Raw genomic sequence first — 22,913 nt, 5'->3', positions numbered from 1 at the left:
TAATACAACAAACAGCCACTATGTTAACAAAGTATAGGTTTCGCCATCAGGGCGTGCCACCATCCCGGTAAGAGGGCAAATCCAGCTTGCGGTTATTCGCCCTCTTACCGGGATGCTGTCGGGCTTTCACTGCTACTTCGGTAGCTTAGCTCAATCCCTCACGCGGCACTCGGTTTCATAAGAAGTTTTAGCGTTTACACAAAATTTTGTCCCATCCCGAAATTTCACATCCGGAACGTGAAATTTCACGTCCGTGATGTGAAGTTTCACGTCGGCGATGTGAAATTTTACGTCAGCAACCTAAACGTTCACGTCCGGAACGTGAAATTTCACGTCCGTGATGTGAAGTTTCACGTCAGCGATGTGAAATTTCACGTCAGCAACCTAAACGTTCACGTCCGGAACGTGAAATTTCACGTCCGGGATGTAAAGTTTCACGTCAGCGATGTGAAATTTCACATCCCGGACGTAAAAGTTTGCGTTCAGACCAGTATTTTTATAGTACTGAACGGCTTACAAATTATATTTCATTGAAAAGATGATGTAACGAGGCTGCACCGTGTATTGAGAAACACGCGTAGAAAACTGTGAAAAGCTGTCATCATTAAGATAAGTCGTATTGAGTAAGTTCGTAGCGGAGACTTTATATTCCCACTTACTGTCTTTTTTCTGGTAAATCAAACTCGCACTCAGAAAATCATATTCGTTATCAACAGTTTTGTTTGTACTGTAATAATGATAAAATTCATACTCTGAAACAAAAGAAAAACTATCCCAAAAATAATAATCCAATCGGGCAAAAGGTTTATCCGTGATATACGTCGAGCCACTGTATTTATTGATTAAAGCATTATAACCCAATTCGATATTGGGCATGTTTTTATAATTTGTAGAAGCTTTTACGGTATAACTCTGACTAAAACTTTCTGTGGTCGATCCTATATTGTTTTGAATATTATTGAATTTTGACCAATTTAAACTCGCATTTACAGAAGCTTTATAATTTTTAAGAAACGAACGGCCATAACTTCCCATTCCGGACAAGGTTTCATCAGCCAAATTAGAATTATAAGGAACCGATGATTGGTTAATCCCTGTAAATTCAGCTTCCGTTTTTATGGCATCGACCTTTTTAGTATAAGTCGCATTCGCAAAAATATTCTCGAAGTTGAACATATTGTATTTAAAATACCGCAGCGTATGCACTTGCGAAGTGGCATTTTCCAAGGTACGATTTCCTCTGAACAAGCTACTGTAGTCCGACAAAACATAACCTGCCGCTAACTGATTGATATCGGTAAAATCATTGGACAATGAAAAATTGTACGTCAAAGTTTCTGCTTTTTTGATTTGATACAAAGCGAAGAAATCTGGTAAAATTTTAGTGAATTTTTGCGAATAATCTGTTCCTGACTGCGTGTTGGTCATGGTATAAGAATGCAGACTAACACCCGGTGTCAAGGTAAATTTTCCTGTTAGAATTTTATAATGAAATCCTAAAAAAGCATCATTGAATTTATAGTTGACATCATTGTTATTTTTGGAATCATTTAAATCATTTCTATTTCCATTATCCAACATTTGAAAAATATGTGAATCGAAATTTTGGTACGAATAGGTATTGCCTACTGTAATATTGATATTGCTTTTTGGCGTAACCATATAATAGTAATCCAGTTTTGCATCTGTTTTATTCGTCTTCACAAAGCGATTCTGATTCAGGTCGTTTCTTTCCTGTCCTGGCGTATAGCCGGACAAATCAAAAGGCTGTGATTGCAGATTGGCGTTGTAAAAAGGGTTTTCGTCCTGATACAAATGCTGCATTTCAAAAGCAAAAATATTTTTATCGCTTTGGGTATAATACAAACTCAAATCCTGATTGACTGAGATCGGATCTTGTTTTTTATTGGTAAAAATACTTTCTGTTGCGGTTACATTTTGCACCACAGATTCTCTTAACAAATCCGTGATCTCATCCTGTTTGGTAATCTTAGACAAAATATCATAATCAAACTGCAATTTCGAATTGGGTTTGTAACTCGAACTTAATTTAAAAAGCCCCAGATTATTTTTCTGATGGGTCAATTCGTCTCTTTTTTGCTGATCTCCTGAGTCCAGAATCGTAGTTTGAGATTTGGTTTCTAAATCGGTTTTGGAGGAAGAAAGAATCCCAAAACCACTAAGATTCCAATTTTTGGTAGGCGAATAGGCAAAATTGGTCGCGCCAAACTGCGTCTCAATTTCCTTGGCGCGGTTGTTTCTCAAAAGCGAAATTCCGATATCGTTCGAAGAAATATTAAAATTGCTTCCGCCCTTTTTCATCATATTTCGAAATCCTCCGGTGAACTTAAAATAATCCTGTGCGGTGAGCGGTAATTCGCCAATATTATTAAAATTCGTAATCAGATTGATACTGTATTTAGGGCTGTAATAAAACAATTTCGGATTGATGACATACCGGCTATCCAGCTGACCCACACCAATTCCGGCCGTCATATCGCCAAACCAGAAGTTCTTCTTTCCTTCTTTCAGTTTGATATTCATCGCCACATTATCCTGATCGTTCTCTAAACCTTTTAAGGCTCCTATTTCATTATAATTTCGTAAAACCTGTATTTTATCAATCGCATCTGCAGGAATATTTTTGACACCTAATTTGGTATCTCCATCAAAAAAATCTTTGCCTTCCACCATTAATTTACTGACTTTTTTGCCTTCAACCTCTATTTCGCCATCAGCATTAACCTCAACTCCCGGCAATTTTTTAAGAACATCTTCCAGTTTTCTCTCAGTTCCGGATTTAAAAGAATCTGCATTATAAACAATCGTATCTCCCTTTATCGAAACAGGCATTTCGCGTACAATTTCTACGCCTTCCAGTTCAATTCCGGCATCATCCATCAAGATGGTTTGCGAGATGTTCTCCGATTGTGTTGTAATGGCGATTTCTTTCGATTTCATTCCGAGGTAGCTAATCTTAATCGTATAAGCTGTATTGGGTTTCAACGTTAGCTGAAACTTCCCTTTATCATTCGTAATCCCATAAGAATCCATTGCTTTTGAAGCATTGTTTACCGCCATAATATTGGCCATCTCTAACGGATTTTTTTCTCCGTCCTGAATAAAACCATCAAAACGGATACTTTGGGAAAACGAGGCAGAACTGATCCAAAAAATCAGTAACAGAAGTATTTTTTTCATCGAAAAAAGTCTAAAATTAAAGCACTAATAATTATCGTCTAATCATTGTTGGCCCCATATTACCGCCACGCCCACGGTTCATCTCTCTAAACTCTTCCATTTTTTTTATTACTATTTCTTCATATTCCTTCTGCGTAACTTCCTTGCCATTTGTAGGTGCTTTGATGGCAACTTTTTCCTTCGCATTCAAAACAATTTTCGAACATAAAATAACGGTTTTACCATCATTTACTTCCAAAATCAAACCTGGCAATCCCCAATAATTTTCTGGTCCCTGATTAACCGGAATTTCCGGTGAGTACCATGCTGTTACTGTAATTTCCTTTGGCATTTCGAAGTTATCCTCAAAATTGGTTGTCTTTTCCGAGGTTTCTTTTTTAGCATCTTCCTTCTTATCTTCTTCTTTTTTAGGTCTAAAGTTCCTGAAATCTGCTTTGCTTGCTTCTCTGACGGCAGTCGCTTTATAACAGGTATAACCGCCAATTTGTTTGGTTTCCTGTTCTAACTTCCAGTTTAATTTTGGCAAAGAATCCACTACTAAAAACTCTTTCCCCATAAATTCCTTATCAACAATATATTTTTTCGCTTTTACATCTTTATAAAAAGTGCCACCGCCACCCATCATGGAGTTCATCATGATGCGCATACCGCCACCCTGCTGTCCTGGATTTTCTAATTTCTCTTCTTCTTTATAAATCGAAGCCGACTTATCAAAATTTAGAATAAACGTTTTTTCCAGTATTTGTTTCATTCGTTCCTCTATGCTTTTCTGCATTTCCGGCGTAATATCACGATTGCCGCCTCGCATTCCTTCCAGTTTTGGTGCCTGGGTTTTAGACTCGTAAACAGCCATTCCCTGAAAATCTTTTTGAGCCTGAACCTGACCAAAAGCAACTATTGAAAGCAAATAAAATAATGTCTTTTTCATTTTTATGATTTATTTTTTTGAAATAGGATAAAACGCACAGTCAAATGTATTATTAATTTTAAGATACTGAAAGTGAAATAGATTAATCCCCACATGTACTATACAAAATCGGTTCTTTGTAAGACCAAAACAATTTGAAAAGGTTTAAGATATACTAACCCGTTGGGTGAAATTATTTTTAACACATAGAAAACATAGTCTATTGAACTCAAAAGAGGCGTTTCACTTGCATTAAAACACATAGCTATGTGTGAGAAACGAGTTTCTTTTTGATTTCCTTTTTTCAAAATCATAAAATCTATGTTTTTCTATGTGTTTAATTAATTTTTTATTCATTACACCCAACGGGTTAAACTATTATTTGAATAGTTTTTGTAATTTGGCTCATTATCAATCTCAACCCAAATGAACAGAGCAGTTTACAAAATCGTATTGTTTCTTTTTTTAAGTAACTGTTCTTTTTCGGTTGTTTCTGCTCAAACCCAAAAAACAGCTCCTGCATTACTTTCAAAATTAAATTTTGAGGCCGATGAATTTTTAGGTTATGATGCTTTTGGATACTATTATCAGATAAAAAACAATGTTTTCAGTAAAATAAAAGGAACTGAAATTTTTGAATACAAAAACGTTTCCTTAGGAAAAATCACGAAAGTCGATTTGCAAAACCCTTTAAAAATAGTGTTGTTTTATGAAGATTTCAATACGGTTATCTTACTCGACAATCAGCTGAATGAAGTCAGTAAAATCAATTTTTCTCAAAACACCACACCTATTGTAGCCAGTGCCGTTGGGATGTCAACTCAAAATCAGCTTTGGGTTTTTAATACCCTGAATCAGCAAATTGGTCTTTTTGATTATCTAAAAAATGAATACAAAACAACCTCAACACCCTTAACGGAAAACATACTGTATTACCAGACCGATTTCAATACTTTCTATTGGATTGATGCAAAAAACAATTGGTATTCCTGTGATATTTTTGGCAAGACCACAACATTAGGAAAAGTTCCACGTTTTGATGCTATTGTTCTTTTAAACTCAAATCAATTTATTTTCAGCAAAGCTAATGTATTACATTTGAAAGATATTCGCGACGTAAATTCTGACACCCTTTCAGAAATTGAAATTTCAGAAAAAACGTTTACAAATTTCTGCTACAAAGACCAAATTTTATCTATTTTTACACCTAAAGAAATTACCAATTATAAAATCGTAACACCGTAATGCACATAGCAATAGCAGGAAATATAGGCGCTGGAAAAACTACTTTAACTAAATTACTAGCCAAACATTTTAAGTGGGAACCTCATTACGAAGATGTAGTTGACAATCCTTACCTGGATGATTTCTATCACCAGATGGAACGCTGGTCGTTTAATTTGCAAATTTATTTCCTGAACAGCCGTTTTCGTCAGGTATTGCAAATTCGTGAAAGCGGAAAAAAAATTATTCAGGACAGAACTATTTACGAAGACGCTTATATTTTTGCTCCCAATTTATACTCGATGGGATTGATGACAAGCCGTGATTTCGAAAATTATACCTCTCTTTTTGAATTGATGGAATCCTTGGTAAAAGCACCAGATTTATTGATTTATTTAAGAAGTTCTATTCCTAACTTAGTAGGACAAATTCATAAACGCGGCCGCGAATACGAAAACTCTATTTCTATTGAGTATTTAAGCCGTCTAAACGAAAGATACGAAGCCTGGATTCAGACCTACACCAAAGGAAAACTATTGATTATTGATGTTGACAACATTAATTTTGTTGATAATCCGGAAGATCTAGGAAACATCATCAATAGAATTGACGCTGAACTGAACGGGTTGTTTTAAAACACAAATTTCACAAATTATCACAAATAAAAAATGCCTCTAAAATTTAGAGGCATTTTTATTTTTAAACTATAAATAATTTTATTTCGCAGCTTCAATTTTAGCTTTAACATCCGCTTCCGTTCCTTCATACACTTCGGTAGTTGTTTTTCCGTTTTCGGTTTTTGTAACGGTTCCTACTGTTACTCCATTTGCAGTAGATAGGTTAACCTCAACACGTTTTTTATCGTACTTGCTGGTATCAAAACAAGATGTTTTCTGGTGAATGTATTTTCCGTTAGCATCAAAATTAGCCATGCATTTAGCTGTTTCTTCCGCAGAACATCCTTTTTCTTTACACATTTGAGCACATTCTTCTTTGGTCATTTTAGACATGTCACCACATTTAGAATGTACACTGGCGTGCATTTCTGTCTTTACACAACATGCCCCCTTTTCTGTCATACCAGAAGCCGAATGACTTCCGCCTAAGATTGGCGCAATTACCAATCCGATCAAACATGTTAATTTAATTAAAATATTCATTGATGGTCCAGAAGTGTCTTTAAACGGATCTCCAACTGTATCTCCAGTAACGGCTGCTTTGTGTGCATCAGAGCCTTTGTAGGTCATTTCGCCATTGATCATAACTCCTGCTTCAAATGATTTTTTGGCGTTATCCCAGGCTCCTCCGGCGTTGTTTTGAAAAACAGCCCAAAGTACTCCAGAAACCGTAACTCCGGCCATATAACCTCCTAACATTTCAGCAATCAATTGATTGTTGTCTGCATAAACTAATTTACCTAAAAGCACAATCGCAATTGGGAAACCAATGGTCAAAATTCCCGGAAGCATCATTTCGCGCAAAGCGGCTTTTGTAGAAATCTCAACACATTTTCCGTATTCCGGTTTTCCGGTTCCTTCCATAATACCTGGAATTTCCTTAAACTGACGACGTACTTCATAAACCATATCCATTGCCGCTTTTCCAACAGAATTCATGGCTAAAGCCGAGAAAACTACCGGAATCATTCCGCCCACAAATAACATCGCTAAAACGGGTGCTTTAAAAATATTGATTCCGTCAATTCCTGTAAACGTTACATAAGCCGCAAACAAAGCCAAAGACGTTAACGCTGCCGAGGCAATCGCAAAACCTTTTCCTGTTGCCGCTGTTGTATTTCCTACTGAATCTAAAATATCGGTTCTGGTACGAACTTCTTTTGGTAATTCGCTCATTTCGGCAATTCCTCCAGCGTTGTCAGAGATTGGTCCAAAAGCGTCAATCGCCAATTGCATTGCCGTAGTTGCCATCATCGCTGAAGCCGCCAAAGCAACACCGTAAAATCCTGCTAAAGCGTACGAAATCCAGATTGCTGCAGCAAATAAAATTACGGTTGGAAATGTAGAAATCATTCCTGTTGCCAAACCAGCAATTACGTTGGTTCCGGCTCCTGTAGATGATTTTTGCACAATCGCCATAACGGGTTTTGTACCTAATCCTGTATAATATTCCGTTACAGATGAAATTGCTCCACCCACAACTAGCCCAACCAAAGTCGCATAAAAAACACGCATGGATGAAATGTCTTTAGCACCTTCTCCAAAGAAGCTCATCTGCATGGTTTCAGGCAACATATATTGTACTAAAAAGAAACAAGCAACTGCAGTTAAGACAATCGAAACCCAGTTTCCTATATTTAATGCTTTTTGTACTTGCGCTTCTTTAGCATCATCACTTGAAATTTTCACCAACATTGTCCCGATAATCGAAAATAAAATTCCGAAACCAGCAATTGCCATTGGTAACAATATTGGTCCGATTCCGCCAAAAGCATCATTGATACTTCCGCCCATATCTTTAATAACATAGTTTCCAAGTACCATTGCCGCTAAAACTGTTGCAACATACGAACCGAATAAATCGGCTCCCATACCTGCTACGTCACCTACATTATCCCCTACGTTGTCCGCAATTGTAGCCGGATTACGAGGATCATCTTCCGGAATTCCGGCTTCGACTTTACCTACTAAATCTGCACCTACGTCAGCGGCTTTTGTATAGATTCCGCCACCAACTCTCGCAAACAAAGCGATAGATTCCGCTCCTAACGAAAATCCTGCTAAAGTTTCTAAAACAACGGTCATCGTTTCGGTATCTTTCCAAACACCTCCAGAAAATAAATGAAAGAAAATGATAAAAAATCCTGTTAGTCCTAAAACCGCCAAACCTGCAACACCTAATCCCATTACGGTTCCACCGCCAAAAGAAACTTTTAAAGCCTGTGGCAAACTTGTACGGGCGGCCTGTGTGGTTCTAACATTGGTTTTGGTCGCGATTTTCATTCCCATATTTCCCGCAAGGGCCGAGAAGAAAGCGCCAAAAATGAATGCAATAACTATAAATAAATGTGTTTTAACTCCCGGAATAAAAGTAATTCCTGCTAATGCGATACTGGCAATAATTACAAAAATCGTCAACAACTTATATTCGGCTTTTAAGAAAGCAAGTGCTCCTTCATAAATGTAATCCGAAATTTCTTTCATCTTACCATCGCCTGCGTCTTGTTTTAACACCCAACTTCTTTTTATGGTCATAAAAAGTAATCCAATAATTGCCATAACAATTGGCAAATAAATCATAAATGCATTCATAATAATGTAATGGTTTTTGGTTAATAGTCAATAATGTAACAAAACGAATTTAAACAAAAAAGCAATACTCCTAACGGAATATTGCTTTTTTTATAAAATATGTGAGCAAAAATTATTTAATACTAAATAATCCTTCTGGTTTGTTTTCTATATCATCAAAACGTTTCGTACACTCAGCAATAATTGCAAAAGCTTCGTTTACGTCTCCCCAACCTTCTACATCTACTTGTTTGTTTTCAAGATCTTTGTAAACCTGGAAGAAATGCTCGATTTCTTTCAATAAGTGTCCGTTGATATCAGAAAGATCGTTTAATGAATTCCAGATTGGGTCAGAAACTGGTACACAAATAATTTTCTCGTCTGGTCCTTTATCATCTGCCATGTGGAAAACTCCAATTGGCTTTACTTCCATCACACATCCAGGAAAAGTTGGCTCGTTTACTAAAACCAATACATCTAGTGGGTCACCGTCTAGCGCTAAAGTTTCAGGGATAAATCCGTAATCTGCCGGGTACATCATCGAAGAGAACAACATTCTGTCGAAACGCATTCTTTTAATTTCAAAATCGTACTCGTATTTATTTCTACTTCCTCTTGGTATTTCGATTAATACATCGAAAGTTTTTAGTTTGTCTGCAGTCATTTTAGTTTTTTATTATTGCTATAATTTCGACTGCAAAAGTAACCAAAGAATCCCTTTTTACAATAAAAAACTGCATTATTCTACACACTTTTCTTTTAAAAAACAGCGAGTTAATATCCCAAACACCATAAAATTCTTAAATTTTAAAAAACAGAGGATAAAACTACCTTACAATTTATGAAATGGAAGTTATTTTTTCAGGAGCTAATCCCGCTATCCGTTACAATCTTTTGTGCCGAACCCCGGCACAAAAGGATTTTCACTTCTATCGGGGCTAGGGCATTCGGGTTTGTTAGAAACTTTGGCTTCCAGAACTTCTCATTCCCTAAAACTAATTATTCACCACACAACATCAACACAATCTTGTCATTGCGGAGGAATCCCTGTACTGGTAATTCTTTGTGAATAGAGATTCCTACGGAATGACAAACTATAGGCGTAAATACTATTTTTTAATACGTAACCTTACGATTTCGTTTGTTTAAGTAGTAATGCCAAAGCAAATAAGTCGCATACGATCGATACGGAGCCCATTGTTGTGCATGAACTTCCATCTCTTGTTTGTCATGAATATCTAATAATTCTTTGATGGTATTGACAACCGCAATATCTCCCAGCGGAATCAAATCTGGTTCTTGCAGACAAAACATTAAATAAATGTCAATTGTCCAGTTTCCTATTCCTTTTAGTTGTATTAATTCTTCACGAACTTCTTGCGCTGATTTTGAAGCGAGACCTTCGATATCAAGTTCTTTATTTAAAACTGCTTCCGCTAAAATTTTGATATATTTTGTTTTCTGACGACTGACTCCTAAAGTTCTAAATTCTTCATCTGATAAAACCGATAAACTTTCAGGATTGCAAATTGTGTGTGCTTTTATTTTAAAAAAAGTGGCTTTCGCCGAATCTATAGAAACTTGTTGTTCGAGTATCAGCAACACCAAAGTCTCGAAACCCGGAGGACGTTTCGGAATGGTTGGTAATCCGTATTTCGAAATAATTTCCTGAAATATCGGATTCTTAGTTGATAAAAAATCGATGGCTTCTTGCATACCGGTTGTTTTTTAGCCCCGATAGAAGCGGTATCCTTTTTCTGTCCGCCGCGGCGGACAGGAAAAGATACAAGCGGATAGCGGGAATAGCTTCTAAAATTAAATAAAAACTTTATTATATGAAAAAATCTCAACATTGTCTGAGGAACAGTGTTGAGATTTCTCCTTCGTCAGAAATGACAAATAGTGATTGGTCTAAAAATAAAATCCAAATGAGCCTTTTACGGCAAATTTATTCGCGTCCGGAGCATTCAGATAACTACCTCTCCAGGAGAAATCGATTCTGAAAACCTTGAAAATATTTCCAATTCCGGCGTTATATTCCCAATACACATTTTCAGGCGCATTGTACGGCTGGTTTGAAGCATTGATTGCACGATTAGCATCTGAAATGGTTCCGTAAACTCCTCTTACACCAATAAATTCACGCCAATTCAGCTTTCGCATAACCGGAATTCTGGCAAATAATCTTCCTCCAAAATCGTGATTCCATTGGAAAGTGGTGTATTGATCCGTAATAAATTCGTAGAAATTTAAGTTACTAAAGGTATTTTCTATAGTAAAATAGGTCTGGTTACCCGGAATCACACTCATTAATCCTAACGGAATAGTACCGAAAGTTTTTCCGGTTTCTATAATAACATTTGATCTTCCTAATGGCCCAATAATGATAGGCTGTTTGTATAATAACTGGATTTTTTCGTAAGCGAAATCACTATTAAAAACACCTTTTAAACCATAACTAAAATTAACAAAGAAACGACTGAACGGACTATCAACCTCTGTTCGTTCTACACCGTAACCAATTGTTTTACGATTTGGTGTAAACTCAAACTGAATATTGGCTTCAGACTGTCTTACATCGCTCTTTACAACTCCTTCAGGATTTGTAGCAGATGGCAGAGTCGTATAATAATCCAGACTAAAAGTAGGCGAAGCCGATTCTAATGTTCTATACGAAAGTCCGACCAAAACATTGAAGTTTTTGGCTGGCTCCATTTCGATGGCAATATTACTTAAATTGATATTAGTTAATTTTCCGTTGCTTCCCGTTGTAAAAAATGCTGACGATGCAAAACTTCGCCCGAGAATATCATTTGTGGTGGTCAGACTCGCTCCGATTTGCTCGACATCACGCCTGTTTCCTCCAGAAATAATTAATCTGTTTTTCTTATTAAGCAGCCATTTTCCTGAAATTCCGTATTTGAATTTATTATCACTAAATCCGTAAGCAGTGTATCCCTGCAAACGCCAAGGGTCGTTTCGTCCGAAATATGTTCTTCCTCCGGCTCTTATCCTTAAGCCTTCGACGTCATTGTATCCAAAAGTTGAGAATATGGGACCAAAATCAAAATTTCCCATTTCCCAGTAACCACTTCCTAAAATGGAAGCCAGACTGTACAATTGTTTGAAACGCTTGACATTCTGCAGCGTATCCAGCATTTTATAAATGCCTTTTTCGTCCTTATTAAGGTTTTCAAAACGGTTTTCTTCCCAAAATTCATCTGTTTTAGCATAAATTTCGGTGTCTTCAATATAATTTACTTCGGGCTTGTAAAAGCTTTCCGGCTTCGGAATATTGAACTTATGATCTTTATAAAGCGACGTACGTTTTCCGTAAACTCCTTTTGATTTTTCTTTTTTATTTAAAGCAAAATCAGACATCATATAATCACGGGTCAATAAGAAAACCGAATCATTCTGAACATCAAATTCCTGTTCGATATAAATATCTTTTACCCAGTTAATATTAGCACTTTTAGTAACGGCCATATTAATTTTTTTGATGGCAAAAGTGCTGTCATTAACCCAAAAATCTCCTTTAAAAGTCAGTTCGTTTTTACGTCTTGGATAAAAAACAATATTGTAACACCATTTTTTATCGATAAAAGCACTGTCTTTTAACACATAATTGTAAACGTCGATTCCGGTCTTGGACAGTGGACTTGTAAAGCTTTTATCAAAAAACTTCAAATGATTGTCGTAAATATTATAATCTGAATATAAATCTTTTACAAAAGCCTGAATTTGCTGATTTCCGTTAAAACCAGAAGTTTTATTGGCCTCGATTTTTTCTTTGGTTTTCTTTAAAATATTGTCACCATAAACATCATACAAAGATTCACTGATGAAAATTGGCAAATAAGTTTTCCCGGTAACATCCGAAGTATCCACATGATTAAAGATAAACTCCATTCCCTTGAAAAGCTTATTTTTCATAAAAGCACTGTCAATCGTGTTCATATCAAACTCGACTTTCTCGTACTTTTTCATTTGATATTGATTGAAAAGATACAAACCATTTTTACGTTTGCGCTCCCAAATTTTCCTGAGAATATCAAGTGCCGGATTGTTTTTTTTAGATGTTTTTCCGGTAAAAATAACGACTTCGTTCAAAGCTTGGGGTTCGCTTAAAACAATTTTAAAATCATAATTTACTGCTTTTTCTAATGTAACTTCCTTATCTGAAAATCCAGCCGAACTTACCAATAAAGCGGTATAATTATTTGGTGATTCCAAATAAAAACGACCATCTTCGTTAGAAACTATACCTGTATTCGAGCCTTTAAAAACTACATTGGCAAACGGAATGGGCTGATTGTCTTTATCCAGGACAATTCCGCTTACTTTGGTTTGTGCTACAAGATTGTTCGCTAAAGCAAATACGAAAAATAAGAGCAATAAAGTTATTTTTTTCATCATCTTGTAAAAAAAAACTTCATCAATAAATATGAGTGATGAAGTTTTTAAGTATAGTGTTATTTGATTATTTGTACATAACTTTCTTTACTGCTTTTACTACATCAGCTGCATTTGGCAACCAGTCTTTTAGTAAAACAGGAGAGTAAGGCGCTGGTGTATCAGCAGTTGTAATACGTTGGATAGGCGCATCAAGAAAATCAAAAGCCTGTTCCTGAACGATATACGTAATTTCTGAAGAAATACTGGCAAATGGCCAGGCTTCTTCTAAAATTACTAAACGATTTGTTTTTTTAACCGATTTTAAGATCGCTTCGTTATCCATAGGACGAACGGTTCTTAAATCGATCACTTCGCATGAAATTCCTTCTTTAGCTAATTCATCAGCAGCAATAAAAGCTTCTTTGATAATTTTTCCGAAAGAAACGATAGTTACATCTGTACCTTCACGTTTAACATCTGCAACTCCAAGCGGAATTGTATATTCTCCGTCCGGCACTTCACCCTTGTCACCATACATTTGCTCAGACTCCATAAAAATTACAGGGTCATTATCACGAATGGCAGCTTTTAAAAGTCCTTTTGCATCATAAGGAGTCGATGGAACCACCACTTTAAGACCCGGAGTATTGGCAAACCAGTTTTCTAAAGCTTGTGAGTGAGTTGCTCCTAATTGCCCTGCAGAAGCAGTTGGTCCACGAAAAACGATAGGCACATTAAATTGTCCTCCGGTCATCTGACGCATTTTAGCAGCGTTATTTATAATTTGATCAATACCTACTAAACAGAAGTTGAACGTCATATACTCTACAATAGGACGACAACCATTCATAGCTGATCCTACTGCAATTCCTGTAAAACCAAGTTCAGCAATAGGAGTATCGATTACTCTTTTTTCGCCAAATTCAGCAAGCATTCCTTTTGAAGCTTTGTATGCTCCGTTATATTCTGCAACTTCTTCGCCCATTAAATATATGGATTCATCGTGACGCATTTCTTCGCTCATCGCTTCGCAAATGGCCTCTCTAAATTGTATTGTTCTCATATTTATATTGTATGTTGAATTTTCTGAAGAGCAAAAATAATTATTTTAAATAACTTAAAAGCATAAATTGAATTTAAAATCACTCAATGTTGACCCTATAGTTAGGTTTTAACTTTTAAAATTTTATTGTGATTATTACGAAATCGATGTAATCTGTTTTTTTTACTATAATACCTTTCCTTTTTATATAAGATTTTTAAAATTACAAATCAGCCTTTTCTCTATTTCTGAAATTCATTCTATATGTAATATTCAAAAAAATAATATTTTGTAATACTTTATTTATAATTATTTATATTTTTGTAATATTATTAATATTTATATACCTTGAGATGAAAAAATTTTACTACTTAAGTCTTATTTTATTAGGACTATCTTCATGTTCTGACGAAATTGCTAATGAGACCAATGAAACCAACCAACAAAATACAACAAAAACTGCAGCTGCAGGAACCGCTTTAAGCAGACTAACTTTTGACTGGACAACTGTTCCTTCAGGGGCTGATATTGGAGATACCAGAAGACTTTTTAGCCCTTCTGAAATTAATTTTTTAGCTAAAAAATACAGCGTTTTATCAATCGAAAAAGTCATGGGCGGATACAAACAGGCTGATGGACGTCCTGATACTGAAAAAGGATTTTTAGAAACTGCCAAAGCATTAAAAGCAGCCAACCCAAAAGTAGCTGTATTATACTATTGGAATTCATTAGTTTATTATAACTATTATAAAGGGATGGATGCCAATTTTAAAGAGGCCGACTGGACCAGAACTGTTTATCAAGCAAACGGCGAACCCTATCCTATTAATAGAAAGCATTACAACTTAGACAATGCCGAGTTTAGAAAATGGTGGGTAGCCCAAGCTGTAGCTATGGCAAAAAATCCTGAAGTGGATGGCATTTTTGTGGACGCATTAGGCGCTGCGTATAACATTTACAGCAATAAAAAATATGCTCTTAATTACGCACTCACTCTCATTAGACAATTACGAGCAGGTTTGAATACAATTCCAGGTACACCTAAATTAATATTTTTTAATGTAAATATTAACAAAGTTTGTCCAGATGGTTTTACTGAAGCTAACGGAACCTTGTCGCTGATGTTACGTGTTGCTGATGGTGCTTTCATGGAAGAGTTTAACGTTCCAGGCAGAGCTTACAATAAAGAAACTGCCATTAAAATACTAAAAGGAATGCAGTTTGCCGCCAGAAACAATAAAGCTGTCATTTTTTCAACATTTCCCTCTTTTGCTGTCACTCCATCATTTGACACTCCAACTTATCTTTCATTAATTGAAAAATCCCGTAAAGAAATTGATTATCCTCTTGCCGCATTTTTAGTTTCTGCCGGGAAATACAGTTATTTTCAATACTCTTATGGATATAACCGTTTATCACCAGGAAGCGGTATAGATCATGGTTTGTTTGTGAGAACTGAAGCACATGGCTCCACAGTCAATCCGGAATGGTACAACCAATTAAGGAGAGCTCTTGGCGCACCGAAAGAAGATGCCGTAATAACAGGTCAAGTATGGAGAAGAAAATTTGCAAATGCTACCGTTACTCTTGACCTTCGTACTACAACTCCAAAAGGTACAATTGTTTGGAATACAGCTGCAACATTTTATCCAAAAGGATAATTTTTATACTCAAAAAAATATTAAAAAGGTTTATTGAAGTTGTTTCAATAAACCTTTTGTCATTTATGAATAGGCATTAAACCTGATGTTCAGCGAAATCGTAATAGTTTTTAAAAATATTATGCACGCATAGTATAATTATTCCAAATAATATTCTAAATTTGTAAAAAGAATATTTAGAAATATAAAATATATATACTTATGAAAATATTAGTTTGCATCAGTCATGTACCTGATACCACTTCAAAAATTAACTTTACCAATGGTGATTCAGAGTTTGATACTAATGGTGTACAATATGTTATCAACCCAAATGACGAGTTTGGTTTAACACGCGCAATCTGGTTTCAGGAACAACAAGGAGCTACAGTAACGGTTGTAAACGTTGGAGGTCCTGACACTGAACCTACTTTACGTAAAGCTCTGGCAATTGGAGCAAACGAAGCAATTCGTGTAAATGCTAATCCAACTGATGGTTTTTTTGTTGCTAAACAATTGGCAGAAGTAATTAAAAATGGTGGTTACGATTTAGTAATTGCCGGAAAAGAATCTTTGGATTATAATGGTGGAATGGTGCCTGGAATGATTGCAGGAATTCTAGGGTCTAACTTCCTTAATTCTTGTACAAGCTTAACAGTTGACGGAAACAATGTAAAAGCAGTTCGTGAAATCGACGGTGGAAAAGAAACTGTTTCGACCACTTTACCTTTAATTATTGGAGGTCAAAAAGGTCTTGTTGAAGAAAAAGATTTACGCATCCCGAACATGAGAGGAATTATGACGGCAAGAACAAAGGCACTTACAATTCTTGAGCCAGTGGATGCTGCTGTAAATACTAAAGCCGTAAAATTTGAAAAACCAGCTCCAAAATCAGCAGTAAAATTAGTTTCGGCTGATAATTTAGATGAGTTAATCAATTTATTACACAACGAGGCTAAAGTTATTTAAGATTGCTGAGTTTAGATTTTAGATTGCTGAAATGCAATGCGAAATCTAAAAAACAACTTAAATCGTTAATTTAAAATAACAACCATTTTAGATTCAGTTTTTCAAAATCTGAAATCTGAAATCTAAAATCTAAAATCTAAAATTATCATGTCAATATTAATATATGCAGAATCTGCAGAAGGAAAATTTAAAAAAGTAGCTTTCGAATTAGCTTCATACGCTAAAAAAGTAGCTGAATCATTAGGAACAACTGTTACCGCTTTGACTGTAAACATTAGCGATGTAAGCGAATTGTCAAAATACGGAGTTGATAAAGTATTAAAAGTAAACAACGATAAATTAGCTGGTTTTACAGCTAAGGCTTATGCCGATGTAATCAAACAAGCGGCTCAAAAAGAAGGTTCAAAATTGGTTTTACTTTCTTCTACAACAGACAGTATTTACCTTTCATCATTAGTAGCGGTTTCTTTAGAAGCTGGTTTTGCTTCGAATGTGGTAGGATTGCCAGTGAGCACTTCTCCTTTTCAGGTAAAAAGAAATGCTTTCTCAAACAAAGCTTTCAATATTACTGAAATCAGTACAGATGTAAAAGTACTTGGATTAGCTAAAAACTCTTACGGAATTTTCGAAAGTGCAGGTTCTGCATCAGAAGAAGATTTTAATCCGACCATTGGTGACAATGACTTTGGTGTAAAAGTAGAATCTGTAGAAAAAGTAACCGGAAAAGTATCTATTGCTGATGCTGACATCGTAGTTTCAGGCGGACGCGGATTAAAAGGACCAGAAAATTGGGGTTTGATTGAAGATCTAGCTGCTGTCCTTGGAGCTGCAACTGCTTGCTCTAAACCAGTTTCTGACTTAGGATGGAGACCTCATAGCGAACACGTGGGACAAACAGGAAAACCAGTTGCTACCAATCTTTATATTGCAGTAGGAATTTCTGGAGCCATCCAGCATATTGCAGGTATCAACTCATCAAAAGTAAAAGTAGTAATCAACAGTGACCCGGAAGCTCCTTTCTTTAAAGTTGCGGATTACGGAGTGGTTGGTGATGCTTTTGAAATTATGCCAAAATTAATCGAGAAAATGAAAGCTTTCAAAGCACAGCATTCATAATTTAAAATTCTCTACCCAAATATAGCTACCTAAAAATAAGATAATCGTATCTTTGCTTTAGGTAGCTTTTTTGTTCCATAAATTTTGATTAAAATTGCACCTTTATTTTTCAATCAAAAAAAGTATTAAAATGCGGCCATAATAGCCCTTTTTTACCCACATATATGAGTCTAGTAAAACTATCCATAAAAGGAATATCATACAGCCAAACTCAAAATGGCGCTTATGCCTTAATTTTGAACGAAGTTGATGGCGAAAGAAAATTACCTATCGTAATAGGCGCTTTTGAGGCCCAATCGATTGCTATTGCCTTAGAAAAAGAAATTAAACCGCCTCGCCCATTAACGCACGATTTATTCAAAAACTTCGCTGAACGTTTTGATATAGTTGTAAAACAAGTCATTATTCACAAGCTGGTTGATGGTGTTTTTTATTCAAGTTTAATTTGTGAAAGAGACAAAATCGAAGAAATAATTGACGCGAGAACTTCCGATGCGATTGCATTGGCACTGCGCTTTAGCGCTCCCATTTTTACTTATAAAAACATTCTGGACAAAGCGGGTATTTATCTAAAATCCAATACCGCCGAAACCGATCAGGGTGCTCAGGAAATTGATGATGTCCTTTCGAATCCCGAAACTTTTGGGCATGAAGAAGAAACTAATCAGTCTGGGGATGTGTATGCAAAACATTCTTTGCAAGAGCTTACCGATCTTTTAGATCAGGCTGTTTCGCAGGAAGATTATGAGAAAGCAGCCAAAATAAGAGACGAAATTTCAAAAAGATAATTCTTCAATTGTAGATTTTAGAGCTTAGATTTCAGATTATTTATTTTAGATTTTATACAAAATGAAGCAATATTTAGATTTAGTGCAACACGTCCTTGAAAACGGTTGTCAAAAAGGAGACAGAACAGGAACGGGAACAAAAAGTGTTTTTGGTTACCAAATGCGTTTTGATCTGAATGAAGGTTTTCCGATGGTTACAACCAAAAAACTGCATTTGAAATCTATTATTTATGAATTGCTTTGGTTCTTAAAAGGTGACACCAATATTCAGTATCTTCAGGAAAATGGAGTGAAAATTTGGGATGCCTGGGCAGATTCAGATGGAAATCTGGGACCTGTTTACGGTCATCAATGGCGTAATTGGAATAGTGAGGAAATCGATCAAATTTCTGAATTAATTACCGAATTAAAAACAAATCCAAATAGCCGAAGAATGTTGGTTTCAGCATGGAATCCTTCGGTTTTGCCAGACACTAAAAAATCATTTGAAGAAAATGTAGCCAACAATAAAGCAGCTTTACCTCCTTGCCATGCATTTTTTCAGTTTTATGTAAGCAGTCCTGACCCTGAAAAAGGAGAAGCAAAAGGAAGACTATCCTGTCAATTGTACCAGCGTAGTGCTGATATTTTTTTAGGAGTTCCTTTTAATATTGCTTCTTATGCACTGTTGACTATGATGATTGCACAGGTATGTGATTTAGAATACGGCGAATTCATACATACTTTTGGAGATGCGCACATTTACAACAATCACTTTGAACAATTAGAATTACAATTGACACGCGAGCCAAAACCTTTACCAAAAATGATTTTGAATCCGGAGATTAAAAATATTTTTGACTTTGATTATAACGATTTTACGCTCCTTGATTATGAGCCACACGCTGGTATAAAAGGCAGTGTTGCAGTATAAAAAAACAAAAAATCCGCTTTAAAGCGGATTTTTTGTTTTCTATATATTGAAGAAACATTACTCTCCCCAAAAAGTCCATTCACTTCCGTTAAAAACACAAAATAAATTTTTGTCAGTATCATAACAAATAGTACCTGCTTCTGGCGCAACTATTTTTAAATGTGGACTTGCCATTTTTGGTAAAATTAATGCTTTATCATTAGACTCCAGAATCAGGACTCCTACTGCATTACTTGTCTGAGTACCTATCACAGAAACTTTATCACTAGCTGTTATTAAAGTATTATAATTTGCAACAGGTGTATAAGTCCCTGTGTTAATTGATAAATCTCTAATTTGAGTATTATCTCTATACATAACTTTTTTCAAAACGGTGTCGTAAAAAAGCGTACCAGGAGTTATCACGTTTCCTGTATTAAGCAATTGAGGCAGCACAATGCCCTTAGTTGTAGTTTCAGAAAAATCGACAATTCCCCCTCCATCAGGAATGACTTTAGAGGTAGCTCCACCAATAACGGCATAACTTTGCTGGCCAAAAGCAGTTATATTAAAAATTAACAATACCGTTGTTATAGCTATCTTTTTCATTTTTGTTAAGCTTTTCATTAATCTACACATTTTTGAGTCAAACAGAACCATGATGTCCCATCATACATTTTTAAACAATTTGCAGTGGTATCAAAAACAAGCATTCCTTTTATAGGTTGTGTTATCGCAGTTTCTGGAGTCGAAACTCTGGTTATTACAAAACCTTTAGTATGCGATCCTAATACTAAGTCACCATTTTTAGGCATATTAGAAATCCAATAATTCGGATCGGTCGCTGTTCCTAAAAAATCAGATATTCCAGTAAGAGACGGAGACGCTGCCCCAGAAGTCACAGCAGGCTTATAACAAACTAATGATTGAGAAACTGTGAAAATAACGGTAGCAACAGCACAATTAATATTTACAACCGCATCTGGATCATTATCACAAATTTTGTAGGTGTATTGATAAGTTCCCGCTGGCGTAGTTGCAGGAATCGTTATTATTCCTGTGCCTGGATCTACAGATCCATTTGACTGATCCCACATTTCATAATCAAAATTAACCGAGCCTGAGGGCAAAGTCGAAATATCAATTCCATTATAAGTATCGTTTTTGTAAATGGAAGGCAGTGTTCCTCCAACTCCCTCAACAATAGTGGTTGATGTATAATTGTCATCAAACGCACAAATAGGTGCATAAATAATAATTTCTTTTGTCGGCGAATAACATCCTGCCACAGCGTCGTAAAATGATGCGTAAAACTTTTTAGTAGCTCCTGTAACTGCTGTAACAGGATCTACTCTATTAGCACTTGTAGCAAAAGCAGAACTATGCCACGATATAACTGTTTCTGCTGGAGTATTAGAAGCTGTCAAGCTACTCAAATCTGCAGTTGTTGAACCACAAGGAATTTTATAAGAACTATTTACTGCCTGATAATTAGCTGCATTATTAATTGTAGGAGCTGTTGAACCTGCTACACAAGAAACAGTATAGGTATAAGAATCAATAACCGTATCATTAAAAAGAATAAATGTGTCGTTAAACGGAATACTCGGATCTCCATTAGTATCAGGATATGGTATTGCTTTAAACCCATTTTCAGGCGCTATGCTAGTTGAAGTTCCTATTGCGGTAATAGGCACGTTAATCCTTCCACCTATTCCATTTCCATTTGCAATTCCTCCAGGAATGTCTTTTTTCTGACTGAATAATAAATTACCATTAGGCAATATTGTTACTTTATAATATTCTAACAAATCATCCTGTAAAGTACCTGTTAAGTCTGCTGTAATCAGGGAAACATCATCATTTTTCAACTTCACTTTACTAAACTCCAAAACAAATTGAGTCGCGGGTAATGAGCTGCCACTTCCTGTATCATCTCCTGAATAATCATAGGGAAGGAGATCATTTTCTAAATAAAAAACGACTTCAAAGGAAGCTATCGCATCACCTCCAACAGCCATTGGTCTGGGAGCTAAGGCCGGCGAATTAAAAGCGAAACGATTAATTTGCCCTATCATTCCCAATGGGAGAAATAATACTAAAAACAATATTATTTGTTTTATTGATTTCATTTTTTAATATTTTGTAATTACTAGTTTCAGTTCTTATTTACTTTCAATCAATGTTCTACATCATTTTTTTAATATTTTTTTTATTTCTGTTGAACCATCAGACTTAGTAATTTCAACGATATAAATTCCTGTGGATAAATTCGAAACATTAATCAACTGACTTGATGCTGATAAACCACCAAGATTCAACAAAACAACACCTGAAGCATTCATAACTCTTACTGATTTTAATCCTGAAGAAGACTCCACTGTAAACTCTGAAACTACTGGATTTGGAAATAAAGTTATACTTGAAACTGATGACACTCCTGTAGTTTTTTGATTAACAACAGCTGAGGTTAAATTGACCTTTTTCAAACCCTCGGTTCTTACAATCATAGGAAGACTTTCTCTATCTGTATTGTTTACTGTACTAGTTTCTCTTACTCCTGTTGCAACAACTGCTGCCTGAAGAAATGTTTCATCTAAAATATTGATTCTATCAATTGAAAAACCTAAAACATTTGTAGCACCCCCTAAAAACACTCCTGAATTACCTCTATAAGTAAAACTGATACGATTAGTCAAACTATTATCTATAATCCACTCAGGGTTGTTAATTGCTAAATTATCCAAAATAGTAAGCGACTCATTGAAACCTACATTGTAAAGATTTGATTTATCCAATTCTACTTTTACTGGCACAGTAACATCTACTCCATTCAACTCTTTTACTTCTACTCTAAAATTAAAAGTCATTTTTGTCTTTTCAACTGGATCAACTACAATATCAATTTTTAAATCTGGTTTTAAACATCCATTTACATTTTCATTATAGGCGCTCAAACTAGTTTGCCCATTAACTCCTGATGCAATTGGTGTTCCGTTTGCTCTAATAGAACCTTTTATTGTACCATCGGCGTTAAGCTGTGTTACTGAAAATGGTAATGATCCTTCTAAAGCATCAAAACATCCGTCATTATCGCTATCTAAGTCACAAGTATTAGGTATCCCGTCTTCATCTGTATCTATTCCTATACCTTCATTAATATCCTGAATACCATCATTATCATCATCTAAGTCAATACTATTTAAAACCTTATCATTATCACAATCTCCTTCACAAAAAACAATTGTAACGGTAACAGCTACAGAAGCCGCTGAGTACAATCCTGTTGTTCCATTAAAATATCTTGCATAATAACTTCCTGCTCCAACAGTAGTCGTTCCTGATAATGGAGTTGCAGTATTTGTGGATGAAGTAAACCATCTTAACTGGGTTCCTGCCGGTAAAGTTTCGGTTATGGCATCTGCTAAATTTACCGTAACTAAAGGGCAAACATTTGTCAATGTCGTTTTGCTAAGTACAGGTGTGCC

The 22,913-nt window shown here is 35.6% G+C and carries 17 protein-coding genes; 7 read left to right on the top strand and 10 right to left on the bottom strand.

Annotated features, from left to right (window positions below):
• Positions 1–513: 513 nt before the first annotated feature.
• Positions 514–3,201, bottom strand: coding sequence for a TonB-dependent receptor (locus GON26_RS20230; RefSeq protein WP_160376587.1), 2,688 nt, complete (start codon positions 3,199–3,201; stop codon positions 514–516).
• 31 nt (positions 3,202–3,232) lie between these two features.
• Positions 3,233–4,129: a GLPGLI family protein gene (locus GON26_RS20225; protein ID WP_160376586.1), complete on the bottom strand. Its 897-nt coding sequence runs from the start codon at positions 4,127–4,129 to the stop codon at positions 3,233–3,235.
• 405 nt (positions 4,130–4,534) lie between these two features.
• On the opposite strand from GON26_RS20225, the gene GON26_RS20220 reads away from it, so the two are divergent.
• Together GON26_RS20220 and GON26_RS20215 are read left to right on the top strand one after the other, a co-directional pair.
• Positions 4,535–5,353, top strand: a complete 819-nt coding sequence (locus GON26_RS20220) for a hypothetical protein (RefSeq protein ID WP_160376585.1) — start codon at positions 4,535–4,537, stop codon at positions 5,351–5,353.
• Positions 5,353–5,967 carry a deoxynucleoside kinase gene (locus tag GON26_RS20215; RefSeq protein ID WP_134147872.1) on the top strand — a complete coding sequence of 205 codons (615 nt, stop codon included), beginning with the start codon at positions 5,353–5,355 and terminating at the stop codon, positions 5,965–5,967. Before GON26_RS20220 ends, GON26_RS20215 begins: the two co-directional genes overlap by 1 nt.
• Before the next feature lie 81 nt (positions 5,968–6,048).
• Here the strand turns inward: GON26_RS20215 and GON26_RS20210 are convergent, their stop codons facing one another.
• The 5 genes from GON26_RS20210 to GON26_RS20190 all read right to left on the bottom strand — a co-directional run bounded on the left by GON26_RS20210 (position 6,049) and on the right by GON26_RS20190 (position 14,041).
• On the bottom strand, positions 6,049–8,601 hold the full coding sequence (locus GON26_RS20210) for a sodium-translocating pyrophosphatase (RefSeq protein ID WP_160376584.1): 2,553 nt from the start codon (positions 8,599–8,601) through the stop codon (positions 6,049–6,051).
• Positions 8,602–8,713: 112 nt separating this feature from the next.
• Positions 8,714–9,244 (bottom strand): inorganic diphosphatase, encoded by a 531-nt coding sequence (locus GON26_RS20205; protein ID WP_160376583.1) that lies wholly within the window; start codon positions 9,242–9,244, stop codon positions 8,714–8,716.
• Positions 9,245–9,696: 452 nt separating this feature from the next.
• Positions 9,697–10,296 (bottom strand): DNA-3-methyladenine glycosylase family protein, encoded by a 600-nt coding sequence (locus GON26_RS20200; protein WP_160376582.1) that lies wholly within the window; start codon positions 10,294–10,296, stop codon positions 9,697–9,699.
• A gap of 195 nt (positions 10,297–10,491) precedes the next feature.
• The gene (locus tag GON26_RS20195) at positions 10,492–12,996 is read right to left on the bottom strand and encodes a DUF5686 and carboxypeptidase-like regulatory domain-containing protein (protein WP_160376618.1); all 2,505 of its coding nucleotides are present in this window, start codon (positions 12,994–12,996) and stop codon (positions 10,492–10,494) included.
• A 67-nt stretch (positions 12,997–13,063) separates the two neighbouring features.
• Positions 13,064–14,041: a pyruvate dehydrogenase complex E1 component subunit beta gene (locus tag GON26_RS20190; protein ID WP_160376581.1), complete on the bottom strand. Its 978-nt coding sequence runs from the start codon at positions 14,039–14,041 to the stop codon at positions 13,064–13,066.
• A 332-nt stretch (positions 14,042–14,373) separates the two neighbouring features.
• On the opposite strand from GON26_RS20190, the gene GON26_RS20185 reads away from it, so the two are divergent.
• From GON26_RS20185 to GON26_RS20165, 5 genes are all read left to right on the top strand, one after another.
• Entirely contained in the window at positions 14,374–15,681 is a 1,308-nt protein-coding gene (locus GON26_RS20185; protein ID WP_160376580.1) for a putative glycoside hydrolase, read from the top strand.
• A 201-nt stretch (positions 15,682–15,882) separates the two neighbouring features.
• Positions 15,883–16,629 carry an electron transfer flavoprotein subunit beta/FixA family protein gene (locus GON26_RS20180; RefSeq protein WP_160376579.1) on the top strand — a complete coding sequence of 249 codons (747 nt, stop codon included), beginning with the start codon at positions 15,883–15,885 and terminating at the stop codon, positions 16,627–16,629.
• Positions 16,630–16,776: 147 nt separating this feature from the next.
• A complete protein-coding gene (locus tag GON26_RS20175) occupies positions 16,777–17,745 on the top strand; it encodes an electron transfer flavoprotein subunit alpha/FixB family protein (RefSeq protein ID WP_160376578.1) in 969 nt (322 codons plus the stop codon).
• Between the two features lie 164 nt (positions 17,746–17,909).
• A complete protein-coding gene (locus GON26_RS20170) occupies positions 17,910–18,533 on the top strand; it encodes a bifunctional nuclease family protein (RefSeq protein WP_160376577.1) in 624 nt (207 codons plus the stop codon).
• Positions 18,534–18,594: 61 nt separating this feature from the next.
• Positions 18,595–19,446 (top strand): thymidylate synthase, encoded by an 852-nt coding sequence (locus GON26_RS20165; RefSeq protein WP_160376576.1) that lies wholly within the window; start codon positions 18,595–18,597, stop codon positions 19,444–19,446.
• Positions 19,447–19,503: 57 nt separating this feature from the next.
• Here the strand turns inward: GON26_RS20165 and GON26_RS20160 are convergent, their stop codons facing one another.
• From GON26_RS20160 to GON26_RS20150, 3 genes are all read right to left on the bottom strand, one after another.
• Entirely contained in the window at positions 19,504–20,034 is a 531-nt protein-coding gene (locus GON26_RS20160; RefSeq protein ID WP_160376575.1) for a hypothetical protein, read from the bottom strand.
• Between the two features lie 17 nt (positions 20,035–20,051).
• Positions 20,052–21,557, bottom strand: coding sequence for a hypothetical protein (locus GON26_RS20155; RefSeq protein WP_160376574.1), 1,506 nt, complete (start codon positions 21,555–21,557; stop codon positions 20,052–20,054).
• 60 nt (positions 21,558–21,617) lie between these two features.
• Positions 21,618–22,913: T9SS type A sorting domain-containing protein (locus GON26_RS20150; RefSeq protein ID WP_160376573.1), on the bottom strand; the 1,296-nt coding region annotated here is incomplete at its 5' end.

It is taken from the genome of Flavobacterium hydrocarbonoxydans (assembly GCF_009789235.1).
GTDB lineage: Bacteria > Bacteroidota > Bacteroidia > Flavobacteriales > Flavobacteriaceae > Flavobacterium > Flavobacterium hydrocarbonoxydans.
Note: the sequence above shows the minus strand (reverse complement) of the source record. Positions and strands in the feature narration are given on the sequence as shown.